The 15,570-nt window shown below is 70.7% G+C and carries 12 protein-coding genes; 3 read left to right on the plus strand and 9 right to left on the minus strand.

Features of this window, described 5'->3' with window-relative positions; all coding sequences use genetic code 11:
* The first annotated feature begins 110 nt into the window (after nucleotides 1-110).
* Nucleotides 111-1,202, plus strand: a complete 1,092-nt coding sequence (locus tag ACWGR4_RS24935) for a DUF5937 family protein (RefSeq protein ID WP_452129767.1) — start codon at nucleotides 111-113, stop codon at nucleotides 1,200-1,202.
* Between the two features lie 68 nt (nucleotides 1,203-1,270).
* Here ACWGR4_RS24935 and ACWGR4_RS24940 read toward each other — a convergent pair whose 3' ends face one another.
* The 8 genes from ACWGR4_RS24940 to ACWGR4_RS24975 form a co-directional block, all read right to left on the minus strand.
* Nucleotides 1,271-2,365, minus strand: coding sequence for a LuxR C-terminal-related transcriptional regulator (locus tag ACWGR4_RS24940; RefSeq protein ID WP_452129766.1), 1,095 nt, complete (start codon nucleotides 2,363-2,365; stop codon nucleotides 1,271-1,273).
* A gap of 98 nt (nucleotides 2,366-2,463) precedes the next feature.
* The gene (locus ACWGR4_RS24945; protein WP_380007200.1) at nucleotides 2,464-3,456 is read right to left on the minus strand and encodes a quinone oxidoreductase family protein; all 993 of its coding nucleotides are present in this window, start codon (nucleotides 3,454-3,456) and stop codon (nucleotides 2,464-2,466) included.
* Nucleotides 3,457-3,558: 102 nt separating this feature from the next.
* Nucleotides 3,559-4,695 (minus strand): winged helix DNA-binding domain-containing protein, encoded by a 1,137-nt coding sequence (locus ACWGR4_RS24950; protein WP_452129765.1) that lies wholly within the window; start codon nucleotides 4,693-4,695, stop codon nucleotides 3,559-3,561.
* A 601-nt stretch (nucleotides 4,696-5,296) separates the two neighbouring features.
* Nucleotides 5,297-6,949: a CocE/NonD family hydrolase gene (locus tag ACWGR4_RS24955; protein WP_452129764.1), complete on the minus strand. Its 1,653-nt coding sequence runs from the start codon at nucleotides 6,947-6,949 to the stop codon at nucleotides 5,297-5,299.
* A complete protein-coding gene (locus ACWGR4_RS24960) occupies nucleotides 6,946-7,962 on the minus strand; it encodes a dipeptidase (protein ID WP_452129763.1) in 1,017 nt (338 codons plus the stop codon). The genes ACWGR4_RS24955 and ACWGR4_RS24960 overlap by 4 nt, the downstream gene beginning before the upstream one ends.
* Complete coding sequence (locus ACWGR4_RS24965) at nucleotides 7,959-9,287, minus strand: M14 family zinc carboxypeptidase (RefSeq protein WP_452129762.1); 1,329 nt, start codon at nucleotides 9,285-9,287, stop codon at nucleotides 7,959-7,961. The genes ACWGR4_RS24960 and ACWGR4_RS24965 overlap by 4 nt, the downstream gene beginning before the upstream one ends.
* 26 nt (nucleotides 9,288-9,313) lie before the next feature.
* Nucleotides 9,314-10,735 carry an MFS transporter gene (locus ACWGR4_RS24970; protein WP_452129761.1) on the minus strand — a complete coding sequence of 474 codons (1,422 nt, stop codon included), beginning with the start codon at nucleotides 10,733-10,735 and terminating at the stop codon, nucleotides 9,314-9,316.
* Nucleotides 10,736-10,757: 22 nt separating this feature from the next.
* The gene (locus ACWGR4_RS24975) at nucleotides 10,758-11,981 is read right to left on the minus strand and encodes an NAD(P)/FAD-dependent oxidoreductase (RefSeq protein WP_452129760.1); all 1,224 of its coding nucleotides are present in this window, start codon (nucleotides 11,979-11,981) and stop codon (nucleotides 10,758-10,760) included.
* A gap of 103 nt (nucleotides 11,982-12,084) precedes the next feature.
* Here ACWGR4_RS24975 and ACWGR4_RS24980 point away from each other — a divergent pair, with 103 nt between their 5' ends.
* Together ACWGR4_RS24980 and ACWGR4_RS24985 are read left to right on the plus strand one after the other, a co-directional pair.
* Nucleotides 12,085-12,999, plus strand: coding sequence for an ornithine cyclodeaminase family protein (locus ACWGR4_RS24980; RefSeq protein WP_452129759.1), 915 nt, complete (start codon nucleotides 12,085-12,087; stop codon nucleotides 12,997-12,999).
* A gap of 77 nt (nucleotides 13,000-13,076) precedes the next feature.
* Complete coding sequence (locus ACWGR4_RS24985) at nucleotides 13,077-13,751, plus strand: GntR family transcriptional regulator (protein WP_452129758.1); 675 nt, start codon at nucleotides 13,077-13,079, stop codon at nucleotides 13,749-13,751.
* 409 nt (nucleotides 13,752-14,160) lie between these two features.
* Here ACWGR4_RS24985 and ACWGR4_RS24990 read toward each other — a convergent pair whose 3' ends face one another.
* Nucleotides 14,161-15,369 carry an ROK family transcriptional regulator gene (locus tag ACWGR4_RS24990; RefSeq protein ID WP_452129757.1) on the minus strand — a complete coding sequence of 403 codons (1,209 nt, stop codon included), beginning with the start codon at nucleotides 15,367-15,369 and terminating at the stop codon, nucleotides 14,161-14,163.
* Nucleotides 15,370-15,570 lie beyond the last annotated feature (201 nt).

Genomic DNA, 15,570 nt, shown 5'->3' on the forward strand with positions numbered 1-15,570 from the left:
GTCGTGGTCATGGCGACACCGTGGCCGGCGAGCCCGGCGGCCGTCACGTCGATTGACGATGGTCGTCAATCGAGATCGGCACTACCGCCACCACCTGCGATGATCCCGGGGTGAGCCTGACCATCGACATCACCGGCGTGCCGGCCGAGCGGCTGTTGTTCGCCGTGTCCCCGCTGGCCGAGCTGACCGCGATGTTGCATGTACTGGCCGAGCCCGCGCACCATCCCGCGCACCGGGAATGGGCGATCGAGACCCGGTCGGCGCTGCGGCCGGAGTTGGCCGAGCAGTTGCTGGAGGCGGAGTTCCTGTGGCGGGCCTCGCAGGCGGACTTCCTGCTGCCGGGGCATCCCGAGCCGACGCTGGCGGCCGAGTTGGACCGGGTCGACCTGCTCGACGACGACACCTACGTGACCGCCGCACTGGTCGCCACCTGCGGTACGGACCGGCTGTTGCTCGGCAGGCCGTCGCCGCTGCGGGACGCACCCACCCGGGAGCGGACCCTGGACCTGGCGTACGCCCGGGGCACGCGGCAGGCGTCCTTCGCGGAGCGGCTGATCGCGGATCCGCCGATGGTGCGGGCCCGGGTGCGGCGCATGATGGAGGAGTGCGAGGCCGTGTTCTTCGCCGCGGCCTGGGCCCGGGTCCTCCCCCGGCTGACGGCGGATCTGCGGCTGAAGAGCGATCTGCTGGCCCGGCGCGGCGTCGCCGAGGCGCTGGCGGCGGTGTCCGGGGCGATCGAGGTGGACGAGCACCGGCAGCGGATCGTGGTGGACAAGCTCCAGGACACCACGACCAGCGCGGTGGGCGACGGGGTGACCTTCCTGCCCACCGTCTTCGGCGCGCCGCACCTGATCGTGGTGCATGCACGCGGGTGGCGGCCGGTGGTGCAGTATCCGGTCGCGGTCCCCGATCACAAGCCGGCCGAAGCGGTGCCGATGGAGTCGGTGCGGCTGCGGTTGGCGGCCCTGTCGCACCCGGTACGGCTGCGCCTGGTCCGCACCCTCGCGCGCGGCGCGCACACCACCGGCGAGTTGGCCTCGACGTGGTCGCTGAGCGCGCCGGAGGTCTCGCGACACCTGGCGGTACTGCGCCGGGCCGGCCTGCTGACGGCGCGGCGGCGCGGCCGGTACGTGATCCACGAACTCGACACCGAGGCGACGGCGGCGCTCGGTACCGATCTGCTGACGGCTGTGCTGCGCTAGCGCGTGTCTTCGATCTCCCGCCGAGCTCCACGACGGGACATCGAAGACACGCGCCAGGGGTGGGCGGGTCAGCTCGCCGTGCGGACGCGGTGTACCGCCGGCGCGGTGGCCGGGGCCACGTATTCGGTGAAGAGTTTGGCGACCAGTTCGCCTCGGCTGGCGACGCCGACCTTGCCCAGCACCGACTTGATGTGGTCGCGCACGGTGTGCGTGGAAATGTGCAGCCGGCGGGCGATCTCGTCGGTGGCCAGGCCGCTCGTGACCAGCCGGGTGATCTCCGTCTCGCGCGCGGTCAGTTCGAACGTCTCGACGATGATCGTGGACACCTCGGACGCCGGGGCCGCCTCGATCATCACCACGGTGAATGCGTCGTCGCCGCTCAGCCGGGACGCGTGGCACACCAGCCAGCGCCCGGATCGGGTACGCACCCGGACCCGGCCGGTCCCGGCGGCGGCCAGGGTGGCGATCCAGATCGGCGTCATCGGCGCCGCGGGATCGCCCGGTTCGCCGGTCACGCTCGCGATCCGGGCGCGGGCCTGTTCGTTGGCCGAGACCAGGCGTCCGGCGCGGTCGAAAAGCAGTACGCCGGTGGCCTCCTGCGCCTCGGCGACCGCGCCGGCCGGGACCTCCGCCGGCCGCAGGAAACCGCGCAGCCGCCCGGCGAGCGGCGCGGACAGGCCGGCGACCAGTTCGGTGTCGGCGGCGGTGAAGGCGGGCCGGTCCCGGTCGCGGAACAGGCTCACGCTGCCCCACGGCCGTCCGCCCACCCGCAACACCGCGCGCAGTTCGTCGCCGAAACGACGCGGGCGCAGGTACGCGTCGTAGAGGGGGCCGAGTTCGGGCCGATCGCCGGTGCTCTCCCGCAGCGCCGCCGCCGGGACGCGGGCGTCGACCAGGTCCCGGAACGCGTTGACCGTGTTCGGGTCCGACTCGCTGGTCCAGAACGCGGCGCAGCCCTCCTCGTCCAGGTTCTCCACCCGGATCGGCGCGGCGATCAGCCCGGTGAGCGGATCGGTGGCACGCCACACGGCGGCGTCGAAGGGAACCAGGCGGCGCAGCCGGGTGGACGCGCCGGCGAACAACGCGAGCGCGTCCGGCGCGTCGGCGGCGCGGGCAAGCAGTTCGTCGCGCTTCCAGGCGTCGGTGTCGGGTCGGCGGGTCATGGGGTCCGTCCTGGTCGGGGGCGGGGCGGGGCGGGGGTTGGTCGGGGTTGGTCGGGTCGAAGGCTTTCGGATCCGGTTTTCGGACCCGATCTTCGGATTCAGTCAACCTCCGGGATCAGTAGAAGCTTCCCGGTCGTTCGGCGGCTCTCCAGGTCCTCGTGTGCGCGGCGGGCGTCGGCCAGCGGGTAGCGGCCGCCCAGGTGCGGGCGCAGCGTGCCGTTGCCGGTGCGGGCGAACACGTCGCGGGCCCGGAGCAGGAGTTCGTCCCGGTCGCGGATGTAGTCGGCGATCCCCGGTCGGGTCAGGTGCAGTGACCCGCCGGTGAGTAGTCGGCCGGTGTCGAAGTCGCGGACCGGGCCGCTGATCCCGCCGAGCAGCACCATCGTGCCGCGCGGGCGCAGGCTCGCCAGGCCGGCGTCGAAGGTGGCCGCGCCGACGCCGTCGTAGACCGCGTCCACGCCCTGCCCGGCGGTCGCCTCGCGGACCCGGTCGGCGAATCCGGCGTAGTCGAGCACGAGGGCGGCGCCGGCGGCACGGGCCCGGGCGTGTTTGTCGGGTCCGGAGACGGTGGCGATCACGCGGGCGCCGCGGGCGACGGCGTACTGGGTGAGCAGGCCGCCCAGGCCGCCGGCGGCGGCGTGTACCAGGACGGTGTCGCCGGGGCGGATCCGGTAGGCGTCGTGGGTGAGGTAGTGCGCGGTCATCCCGTGCATCAGGACCGCGGCGGCGGATTCCGCGTCGAGGCGGGGCGGGATCGGTACCAGGCGGTCGGCGCGGACCACGGCGCGCTGCGCGTAGGCGCCGTGCGCGGTGGTCACCGAGCCGTCCATGGCCCAGGCGACCCGGTCGCCGACGGCGACGCCGGCCACGTCCGGGCCGGTTTCCAGGACGGTGCCGGCGCCCTCGACGCCGGGGACGAACGGGGTGGGTACGGCGAACACCCCGCGGCGTTGGCTGATGTCGATGTAGTTGATCCCGCTCGCGGCGACCGCCACCAGGACGCGGCCCCGGGTGGGCCGCGGCTCGGGGTGGGCGTCGACGGTGCTCAGCACCTCGGGTCCGCCGTGGCGGGTGGCGATGACGGCCTGCATGCTGCGCGCTCCTGGGGTGGGCGGATTCCGACCCGATCGATCGTGCGCGGCGGGTGGGCGGGTGCCCATCCCTCAGGTGGGGGATGGGCAGCGCGCTCGTGATCACCCCTGGGGCAGGATCTCGACGTCGCGGGCGGCGGGGTCGGCCGGCGCGGCGAACGTACACAGCCGGGCCGCCTCGGCCATGACCGCGTCGGTCGTTTCGGCGGACAGCGGGGCGAAGGGGATCAGGCGCAGGCCGGTGGGGTGTACGGACCAGGTACCGGCAATGAACCCGTCGACGAGAAAAGTGGGCAACACGAGCGAGTTGCCCGGCAGGACCCGGCGGCGGTGCTCGTCGGGCAGGATCCGGGTCCGGTCGGCGTGGCCGAGCACGGCGTTGTCGAAGGCGGGCAGGAACCGGACCGGCGCGGGGGCGTCCTCGGCGGCCAGTTCGGCGTCGGGAAGGTCGTACAGGTCGCGCCCGTCCGCGTCGCGCAACACCCGCAGCGGCATGGCCTCGATCACCGCACGCAGCCGCTTGAGCCCGGACCAGGCCTGTACGTCCGCCACGCTCGCCGGGCCGAACGCGGCCAGGTAGCGCTCGACCAGCTCGCGGACGTCACGGGTGGGGTCCATCGCCCGCCCGGTCCAGACCGGCGCCAGGGCCATCGGCACCGACGGCCGGTTGCCCCAGCCGCCCCACACGCCGTTGGGCGTCGGATGCACGATCGGCAACATGCGCTGGACCGCCGCCGCGAGCACATACCCGGAACGACCGGGATACCGCTCACCCAGGAGCCGGCCGAGTTCGCGCCGGGCGAGCTGCCCGTTGGCAAGCAACTCCCGTCCCGTGGCGGCGAGTTCGTCGGGTTCGAGGCCGCGCGTCTCGGCGGCGTAGTAGCTCGCGCGCAGTTCGGTCCCGGACGCGGGTTGGAAGTGCGGCCGGATCCAGGCGTAGTCCTCGGCGGCGGCGAGGTGCTGGGTGCCGCGCAGGAGCGGGCCGCGGACGACGTCCTTGTCCGTGTACAGGTCGGTCAACTCCGCCTGCCGAAACTCCGCGATGCGCGACCACAGGCCCACATACGGCCAGTTCGGCTCCTGCGCCTGCATGGCGACCAGGTGCCGGACAACCTGCGCAGCGGGCCGGCGGGTGCGCTCGGCGAGCAGCTGCCGGGCGATCAGCGTCCGGTTGAGCACGCGACGGGACACCGGGGTGCGCGAGACCGGGGGGCGGGGTGCGCGGGAAGAGGGCTCCATGGGCACAAGCATGCGCGGGAATGCGGCAGAAGCCGTTCCGCATTATCACCTCGTGGGTGGCCTGGTTGGTCTGGGGATGCCCCGTGTCTCCCGGGCCTACCGCGCCGTCGGGGCACGCCGACGGAGGTCAACGAGGCGGGAACACGTTGTCGCGAAAGGCGCCCATCATGTCCCCCGGTGCCTGCCGGTGCACCACGACGTAGGTCTCGTACCACCGCGAACCGCGAACCGCGTCCGGCGGAACGGGCGGCGCCGATCCGGGTGCTGCCCTTCCATACGAGTTGGGTGAAGGGTGCCCGGTCCGGGGCCGCTCCGAGTCGATGACGGGCCGCCGCCGGCGTGCGGGGCTCCACCGACTCGGACCAGCCCCGCACCAGCCACCCGCAACCCGCAAGCGTGACGCGCGCCGGAAGCGTTCAGCCGACTGCGCCAAGTCCGATCCGATCAAGGATGGACTGTCCATCCGGGACTGAAAGGGTTCATGGGTTTTACGCCTACCATCAGCACTTTGGCCGGGGGCCGGCGGCGAACCCGGTGCCGGCCCCCCACGTCGGCAGGCAGGCCATGTCGGGCTCATTGCCAGGCGCCGAAGACCGACCGGTCAGGGGATCACGGGCAGGATCAGGCGGGAGGGATGCGCCGGGCTGTGCCGGATCTCGTTGTGCGCCACCCGCAGTTCGGTGCCGTGGACGATCGATCCGCCGGTGTTCCGGTTCCGGTCGTACTTCGGGAAGGCACTCGACGAGATCTCCAGCCCGACCCTGTGTGTGACGGCGAACTCGTGCGCGGTGCTCCACATGTCGATCTCGACGTGATACACCTCGCCCGGCCGCAGAGCGAGCTCCGTGGCGAAGCCCTCCCGGTAGCGTGCGCGGACGATCCCGTCGCAGAGGCGGCGCCGCACACCGTCGGGTCCGACGTCGACGAGCTTCGCGGTGAAGTCGGTGTCGGGGGCATCGCTTCCGACGAACAACTCGGCGCGGACCGGACCGATCACCGTCAGCGGCTCCCCGAGCGGCGGTCCGAGGTAGACGAGGACATCGTCACGATCCTCGACCTCGGCGTAATCGTCGGGGCCGCCGATCTGCATCGACGTCGGCTCGGTGAGGAACGGGACCGGATCAGCCGGGTCGTACCGGTAGGTGTCCGCCGGCTCCTCCGAGGCCGGGGCCTCAGGGGTCAATCGCCCGCCGCCGCCACGGGTGTTGGCGTCACCCTCGCTGTGCAGGTACAGCGACGTCCACACGGTTTCCGGCAGCGGCCATTCATCGGCGTCGCGCCATTCCCCGCGTCCCATCAGGAACAACCGTGCTCGTGCTTCCCGGTCCACGCCGTTGTCGACACCCCGCAGATGGTGATCCAGGAACCGCACCTCGAGTTCGGTCACATCGACGTCCTCGGCATGGTCACCGAAGTCGACGTCACCGATCCTCCGGCCGCCCGCGCGGCCGGCGTCGTGCCCCCAGGGGCCCATCACCAATCGTTGCGCGCGCCGCGTCGCCTCTGTGGGTGCCTTCGCGATCATCGCCGCGAAGTTCCGCAGCGTTCCCGGTTGCACGTCGTCGTACCAGCCGGTGACGTGCAGCGCCGGTACGTCCACTTCGGACAGTTTCGATTGGTAGACGAGCGGGGCCCAGTACTCGGTGTCGCCGGGCGCATGTCCGATGTCCGCCCGCCAGTTTGCGCTGACGAACCCGGCGGCCTCGTCCATGGTGTACAGCGGGAGATGGCCGTAGACGGCGCCCCAATCGAATCCGGCCACATTCTGCATGGCGCGGCGGTCGACCATCCGGTACCAGCAGAGCTCCTGCGGAACCCGGGTTCCGGTCGGAAAGTCCACGAAAGGATCCGAGGGTGTCGCGTAGGCGACGATCGCACGCAGATGCGGCGGCTTCTCCAGCGCGGTCAGCCATTGGGCGTGGCCGGAGTAGGAACCACCCCAGCTCGCGACGTTGCCATCGCACCAGTCCTGGGCGGCCACCCACTCGATCACGTCATAGCCGTCCGGGCCTTCGTTCCGGTACGGCTCGAACGCGCCGTCCGAATCGCCGCGGCCGCGGACATCGTAGATCACGACCGCGTAGCCCCGCGCCGCCAGGAGTTCCGCCTGCGCGGGCCGCCTCGGGTCGTTCTTGCCATAGGGCGTGCCGACAACGATCGCAGGCGCCGGGGCGTCACCGGCCGGCCCGTAGCGGTCGGCCGCGAGAGTAACGCCGTCCCGCAGCGGAACCGTCAGGTTGTACAGGTTCTTCACGTGAGCTCCCTGAGCACTCGGAACAGGTTCCCGCCGACGATCTTGGCCACGACGGGCTCGGCCACGCCGTGCCTGACGAGTGCCTCGGTGACCAGCGGCATGCCGGCAGGTCCTTCGAGGCCGGGTACGAAGGTCTCCGCGTCGACACCTTCGATCATGAGCGGCCGGTCGCAGGTGGGGATCTTCTCGTCTAACAACTCGGCGACGAAGTCACTGCCGAGGCCGACATGGTCTTCCCCCGCGATGGCGATCATGTGGGCGATGTGCTCCACCAGGTGCTCGATCGTGGGTTTCGCATCGGTGAGGAAGCCGGCGAAGAAGTTGACACAGACGATCCCGCCGGTCGCCGCGATCCCGCGCACCTGCTCGTCGGTGAGGTTGCGGTGATGCGGGTATACCGCGTCGGCACAGGAATGGGTGGCGATCACCGGTTTGCCGGCCAGCTCGAGAATGTGCTCGACACTCGCCCTGCCGACGTGCGAGACGTCGATCAGCAGCCCAAGTTCCTGCAGCAGGCCGACCGCTTCGACCCCGGCGCGGGTGAGCCTGCCCCGGGTGGCGTTCTCGGCCGAGCCGTCGGCGAGCATCGTGCGCCCGTAGTGGGTGAAGGATGCCATCCGTACACCGAGCCGGTGCAGGGTCTGGAAGAGTTCGATGTCCTCGTCCACCTGGGGACAACCTTCCAACGCCAGGACCAGCGCGATGCGACCGGACGCGACTGCCGCGGAGACCTCGTCACCCGTCCGGCACAGGGCGACGACATCGGCATTGCCCTCGGCCAGCCGGTGCGCGGCCTCGATCATCCGCAACGTTTCCCGCAGCGCGCCCTCCGGCCGGAACTCGTCGTCGATGAACACCGGCAGGACCTGGATGTCGATCCCGCCGCCCCGCAGCTGCGGATACCAGCGCTCGCGGAAGTAGGAAGCCCAGATCTCTCGTGGTCGGCGTGCGACGAGCACCAGGAGATCGTTGTGGGCGTCACCGACGATCACCTCGTCATGGAAGCCGGTCACCCCGCCTCCTGCAGAATCCGCCGCAGGGCGACCAGCCCGGCGCCCACCTGGACCGCGACCACGTCCCGCAGCGGAAAGGGATTCCCCTCCGATACCGTGCCCGCGGCGTGGCAGGCCTGGTCGAACAACTCATCGGCTTTCCGGACGGTCGCCCGGAGGGCCGGTGCGTGGTTACCGGTGGCGAGTTCGGCCCGCAGCAGCCGTCGCAGCTGCCCGAGACCGCGCATCCGGATCATGATCGGGGTTATCGCGCCGACGAAGACTTCGCCGACCGCGGCGGGCCGCTCGTCCATCGCTTCGGCCGCGGCCCGCATTCCTTGCCCCAGCAAGGGGCCGAACCGGACCAGTGACTCGACCGAGGCCGTGAGGGGAGATCCGCTGCGCAGCGCTGGGCGGACCGCCGCCATCAGGTCGGCGAGCAGGTCCGATGATTCGGCCGTCTCCGTGGCCGCCCGACCGAACACCTCGCCTATCGTCCGGCCGGAATCGGTTTCGTCCGCCGCACACGGGTCGTTCCACATCGGAATCTCGGCGACCAGGGTGGTGGTCCCGTAGCGGGCGGCCCAGTGCCCGCTGGTTCCGCCGACTTCGGCGATCCCGCCGTCGATCTGCTCCGCGGGCGGGTAGAGGTAGACGCCCTTGCCGGGGCTGTCGAGCCCCGCCACGGCGGCGGAGTCCATCGCAAGGGGAACGGCACATTGGCCGGTGAACGCCAGCAGGTCCTCGGCGAGCCCCGGTACGTCATGGTCGAGGACGTAGAAGACGCCACCGAAATCGCAGTTGTGCAGCGAGTACTGGAACACCGGACGCAGGTCTTCCAGAATCCGCATCACCGCTTGGGTTTCCGGCAACGGCCTGTCGTAGTAACCATTCTCGGAGAGGTTGGGGAAGGTGTAGTCGACGTCGTCCACCGGCGCCGGGCGGTACAGGTGCTCGTGATAGTCCCGAATGGAGCGTGGGCCGGCGAACCACCCTTCGTTCATCCTGGCGGCGTCGGGGTTGGCCCAGGGCAGGAAATGCCACGTCAGGTCGTCGCGCAGTTCGGCGTGCTCGGTCACCAGCCGGGACAGATGGCCGACCGTCAGAGCGCCGTACGGCTCGTTCGCGTGCGGGCCACCCAGGATCAGGACGTTTCGCTCACCGTGCCCGATCGACAGGACACGGAGCGGATCACCGAGACGGCTCGTCCCGTAACGCCGCCAACGGCACAGGTCTGCGTTCGAGGCCGCCAGCGTTTCGAGGTCGCCGATCAGGCCGTCGACGGTGGGGATCTCGGCCCAGTCCGGGATCGTGGTGAGGTATCGCGTGATGTCGTCGGGAATCATGGATCTCCTGTCCATTGCGGAGTTTTTCAGCCGGCCAGGACGGCATCGTCCTGAGCTGTCCTCTTGACCTTCGCCGGTAGTGCCCAGCTCAGTACGACGGCGACCAGGCCGATCGCCGCACTGAGAAGGAATGCGGTCCGGAAATCGCCCCAGCTCGGGATCGGGGTGCCTCCCGCGGCGAGAACGCTCGCGCCGACTTGAGCGCCCAGCGCACCGCCGACGGCCTTGATCACGAAGATCACGCCGGTGAGGCTCGCCGTCCGTTCCATCGGGACCGTGGCAACCACGATGTTCATCGCCTGAGTCATGCCGAAGCCGGTACCGGCGCCGGCAACGGCGGTCGCCACGAAGATCACCCACGGCTCGCCCGCGCCGAGGAGCACGACGCCGGCCCCGGCGAGGGCCCCGGTTCCGAGCACCATCACCGCCCTGGAGCCGATCCGGCGCTCGAGCCGGCCGGTCAACGGGGCGGCGACGGTCCCGACCAGCCCGAGAGGCACCAGGCAAAGACCTGTCAGGGTGGCCGTGGCGCCGAGACCGTACCCGGTTTCGGCCGGAAGCTGGACCAACGTCGGGACCAGCACGAAGACCGCGAAACCGCTGAAGCCGACCACGAACGACACGGCAGAGACCAGCATCACCGACCTTCCGGCGAGTATTCGCAGGTCGACCAGAGGCTTCTCGGTCCGCAGTTCGACCGCGACGAACACGGCGAGCAGGACGAGCGAAGCCGCGGTGAGACCCAGGACCTCGAGAGACACCCAGCCCCACCTCGAACTTCCGGTGATCGCCACGAGCAGGGCGGCGAGGCCACCGCCGAGCAACACCGCACCGGTGACGTCGACCCTGCCCGTTTCGCCCGGCGGGCACGGCGGGACGACGAACCACGCGACGGCGAACGTGATGACGAGGAGTACGAAAGGCAGCCAGAAGAGCCACGTGTAGGGCATCCTCGCCACGATCGGCCCGGCTGCGAGGAGTCCGACGGCCGTCGACAACGCCCCGACCCCGATGATCAGGCCGTTCGCGGACTTCACCCGCTCGGGCGACTGGGTGTCACGGATCATCCCGATGGCCAGCGGAATCAGTCCCAGTCCGGCTCCTTGCAGAAGCTGGCCGACGGTCAGGACCCAGACCGACGTCGCCAGTGCGGAGACCAGCGTTCCGGCGCAGACGATGGCCAGTACCGCGAGCAGGACCCGGCGCTTGTCACGAATGTCGGCCAGTCGGCCGATGACCGGAGCGGCGACCGCCCCGGCGAGCAGGACACCGGTGAACACCCACGCGATCGCCGGGGTCGAGGCGCCGACGGCCTGCTGGATGAGGGGCAACGCGGGAGCCAACATGGTTTCCAGTGCCTGGTAAGCGAAAATACCGAGGACCAGGACGGCGAGGACGAGCCGGGCACGGGCAGAAGAAGGAGCAGGAGCAGGAGCAGGTGCGGTCATGGCAGAACCTCCGGTGGGAAGGTCACAGAAAACGGGACGACGTACCGACACTGCCTTTCTGCGCGGGCGCCAGAAGCCGCGCGACGATCCGGCCGGTGACCGGGGCGAGGGTCAGACCGAGGGTGCCGTGGCCGGTGGCCACGACGACGTTGCCCGAGTCACCCCCGAAGCGACGGATCACGGGCAACCCGCTCGGGGTCATGGGGCGCGCACCGCGCCATGCGGTTCCGTCCGCGGTGATCCGACGCACTGCGGGTAGCGCGCGTTCGGCCACGGTGCGAAGCCTCGCGATGGCTTCCGCCCTGGGTGCCCCCGGCGACCCACCGAATTCCATGCCGCCGGTGAGGCGGAGCCGGCCGGGTGTGGACGTGAGGATCACGTGGTCGTCCGCGCACATCAGTGCGTGGTCGAGCAGCCGATGCGGAACGGGAAGCGTCAGGCTCCAGCCGTAACCGGCTTCGACCTTCAGTCGGAGGCCGAACAGCCGCCCGACTGCGGTGCTGTCCGCGCCGGCGGCGAGCACGAAGGCCCTGGCACGAACAGGCCCTCCGGTGGTTTCGATCGTGTCCGCCCGACGATCCCGCATCCGGACCCCCACCACACGGTCGGTGCGCACGACCGCGCCACTGCGCACGGCGGCCGCCAGGACCGCGTTCGTCACGGTTGCGGGATCGAGGGCTCGATCGTCGGGGAATCGAACAGCGCCGGCGAATCCGTCGGCCATCCCCGGTTCGGCGTTCGCGAGGGCGGCGGCGTCGAGCACCTCATGCCGGATTCCCAGCCCTGCCAGCCGCGAAGCGGCCTTCCGTTCGGCCTGCCAGAGCGCCGGATCGCGGGCAACGTGCAGGAACCCGGACGAATACGAGCGCACGTCGAGGTCGTCGAGGAGATCGTCGTAGAGCCTCATACTCGCGGCGGCGAGTTCACCCAGCCGTCGCGCGTCGCGCATGGCGCGTCCCGGCCGGGACGCCACTGTGAAGCGCCCGAGCCACAGCAAGGTGCGCAGGGACAACGGACGACTCAGGGTGGCGGCCGGATCGGCGCCCCACAACGACCGGACCCCTGCCAGCAGAACACCGGGGTTGGACATGGGCAGGCTGTAACTCGGCACGACGAGGCCGGCGTTCCCCGCCGACGCACCACGCCCCGGATCCGGGTCCACCACCACGACGTCGGCACCGGAACGCGCGAGGTAGTAGGCGGCCGCGCTGCCGATGACACCGCCGCCCACGATGGCGACGTCCACTCGATTCGAACCCATGCTCACCTCACTTGGCGTTGCCGATAGGTTGTAATACCTTACACCTTAGGTGTCAAGCCTTAGCGGGTCCGCGACGAGAGGAGAAACGATGACGACCACGTCAGAGGAGGTACTGAGCGCGGAGGACGTCCGGCGCCAGGTGCCGATGCGTCGTGCGATCGACGCCGTGCGCGAGGTTCTGCTCGAAGTCGCCGCAGGCTCGTTCGTCCTCCCACCGCGACTGGTTGTGGGCGACGGCCGGATCCTGGTGATGACGGCGTTCCACCAACCGACCGGAACCGCGGCCGTGAAAGCGCTCGAAGTCCGACTCGACCGCATGCCTGCGATCATCGGCACCGTGACCTGGATGGGCACCAACGGCCGCATGATCGCCGACGCCTCGGCGATCACCACCCTGCGGACCGGTGCGATCGCCGGTGTGGCCACCGACGCGCTCGCTCCCCGCGACGCGTCCGTGATGACCTTGTTCGGCGCCGGAGCCCAGGCCCCGGACCAGATCCGGGCCGTGCACACCGTCCGGCCACTGACCGCGTTGACCGTGTTCGACCGGGACCGCCCCCGCGCCGAGAAACTCCTGTCCGAGTTGGAAGGCGAACTGCCCGGGGTACACCTGCGAAGTGCCGATGACGTCACGACCGCCTTGACCGACGTCGAGATCGTCTCGTGTGCGACCTCGTCGAGCACTCCCCTGTTCCCGGCAGACGCCCTGCCGGTCCGAGTACATGTCAACGCGATCGGCTCGTTCCGGCCGACGATGCGCGAACTGCCGGACGAGTTGCTCGCGACCGCGGACCTGGTCGTCGTCGAACAGATCGAGGCGGCCACCGACGAAGCCGGCGAGATCATCCACGCGCTCGAGACCGGCACACTCACCCGTCACCGGATCCACGAGCCGGCCGAAATACTCGAAACCGCACCGGAGACCACCGGGCGAACGGTTTTCAAAACCGTGGGAATCGCCGCTCAGGACTGGGCTGTCGCCCGCCTTTTGAGCAAGACCTGAACCGCGATACCTTATACCTCGGATAGGGTGCCGCGGCGGCTGGGCCGGGCGCGGCTTCGACAACCAAGGGGTCCACTATGTCCCGTCCCGGCACCACGGTCACACCCGGCACCGGGCTGCGGCGGCAAAGCCTTCGCGACGACGCCCGCCAAGTGATCCGCGCCCAGATCGTGGCGGGTGAAATCCGTCCCGGGACGCTGTACGCGATCGGCCAGATGGCCGAACAGCTGGAGGTGTCGATCACCCCGGTACGGGAAGCACTGCTCGATCTGGCCAAGGAGGGCCTGATCGAAATGGTGCGCAACCGGGGCTTCCGTATCCGCGTTCTGACCGAAGACGATCTCGATCAGATCATCCAGATCCGGTTGATGCTCGAAGTCTCCGCCGTCCGCGAGATCGCCGCTCGCGGACTCGTCGACGACTTCGCTCCCCTGCGCGATCTGGCCGCGCGCACCGAAGAGGCCGCGCTGGCTGGGGACTGGGTCGGCTTCCTCGGTACCGACCGGGAACTCCACCTCACCCTGCTCGGCCACCTGGGCAATCCCCGACTGGTCGCCATCGTCGGCCAGCTACGCGACCAAGGCCGCCTGTACGGCCTGGACCACGTCGCGGGCACCCGGGACTTCCTCGAGTCCACACGGGAGCACGACGCGTTGCTCGACGCTGTCGCGGCCGGAAAAGCGGACGAGGCCGCCGAACTGATGAGCACGCACCTGAAACACGCTCGCGGGATCTGGGCCGGTGTCGTGTAGTCGGCCCCTCTACCGCGCCGTCCGCGCTCATCTGCACGTCGTCGACCCCGGTGAGGGCTTCGACGAGGGCTTCACCGGGGCCGGCCCCGAACCAGATGGTCGTTCGGAAGCAGGGCGAGTAACTACAGGCAATCGGACGGCTGTTTCGGCGTGTCGGCTTGCTTGGTGCAGAGAAGCCTCGCCCACTCGAAAGGCTTGCCGGCGGACTCGACCCGAGCGGTCTCCCTGCCCGCCGCTGCGGGCCGCTTTTTCGCCGGCCGACACACCCGCCTCGTCGGGAGCCCAAGTCTCGGAGTCGCGCACGCCGGCGCCCCATCACCGGCTCGCACCGGCTCAGGCCGGCCCGAGCCGGCCACCCGCAGCCGCCGACTCGCGGTCCACGGCGTGGCGTTCGGCGGCCTCGTCCGGGTTAGGGGTCCTGGGGGTTCAGGTGTGGGACCTGGGTCGGGGTGTTCAAGGTGGTTTCTCGGCTGGTTTGCAACGCGCCCCTCAGAGTGGCTTCCTCGGACAGCTTGCCTGGCGTGATGGTGGGTTCCAGGTGGGGGGCCACTGCGCGGCGGCCGGACAGGGTGGTGTTGATGCCGTCGGTGAGCCAGGGGTACCAGGTTGCCAGGTAGCCGCCGAGGATTACCTCGGCCGGGTCGACCAGGCCGGTGATGGCCAGTACCGCGGCGCCGACCGCGCGGCCTGCGGCGGTGAGGGCTTCGGTTGCGGTCGGGTCGCCGGCTCGTAGGCGGTGGTCGAGTTCGGTCAGGGCCGCGTCGACGCCCTCGTGTGTGGCGATGTCGGCGAGGCCGGCGGCTGCGGTGAGGGGTTCGGGGCCGACGTACATGGCCAGGCAGCCGCGTGCGCCGCAGGGGCAGTCGGGGCCGTCGAAGGCGAGTGGGATGTGGCCCACCTCGCCGGCCAGGCCGTGGGTACCGGTGTGGATTCGGCCGCCCACCACCAAGCCGCCGCCGACGCCGGTGTCGGCCTTGATGTACGCGACGGCGTGCGGGAGTTCGCCGCCCTGTTCGGCGCGGGCGTGGTACTCGGCCAGGGCGGCCACGTTCGCGTCGTTGACCAGATCCACCGGGCAGGCCAGGTCCGGCAGGTGCGCCGTCACCAGTGCCCGCAGGTCGGTCCTGGCCCAGCCGAAGTCGATCGCGGCGGCGACGGTGTGGCCGGGCCCGGTGACCGGCCCGGCCATGGCGATCACGACCCGCGCGAGGTGTGCGTCGGGCCGTGTGCGGACCACCTCCTCGGCGCGACGGATGGCGTCGGCGAGTACGGCGGCCAGCGGCTCGGGGTCGCCGAACGGCGCGTGGTGCGGGACGGACGCGCGGTGCACCACGTCGCCGGCCAGGTCGGCCGCCAGCACCTCGACCCGCTCCAGGGTCACCTGTACCGCGATCGCCACCACCCGCCCCGGCACCAGGCACAACAACCGACGCGGCCGGCCCCGCCCGCCGGAGGAGGCCGAGCCGACCTCGGCCACCAGGCCGCGCCCGATCAGTTCGGCGGCCAGCGCGGTGACCGACGCGTGGACCAGGCCGGTGGCCGCCGCGACCTCCGTCCGCGCGCACGGCCCGTGGGCGGCGATCTCGCGCAGGACCAGCGCCAGGTTGTGACGCCGCACGGCGGCGGTATCGGTGGGGCTGGGGCCAAGGCCGGGGCCAGGCCCGGGGCTGGGGCCCGGACCCGGGTCGGGTGTAGCGGCGGTGTTCACGTCGTCGATTGTGCCCTGGCCTCGCCCCGCTCCGGTGATTATTTTTTTCAACTCTTGCAATATTTATTGGCCCGGGTCGATACTCACCGACAAGACCCCGACAAGACCGTC

It is taken from the genome of Embleya sp. NPDC055664, from assembly GCF_053618075.1.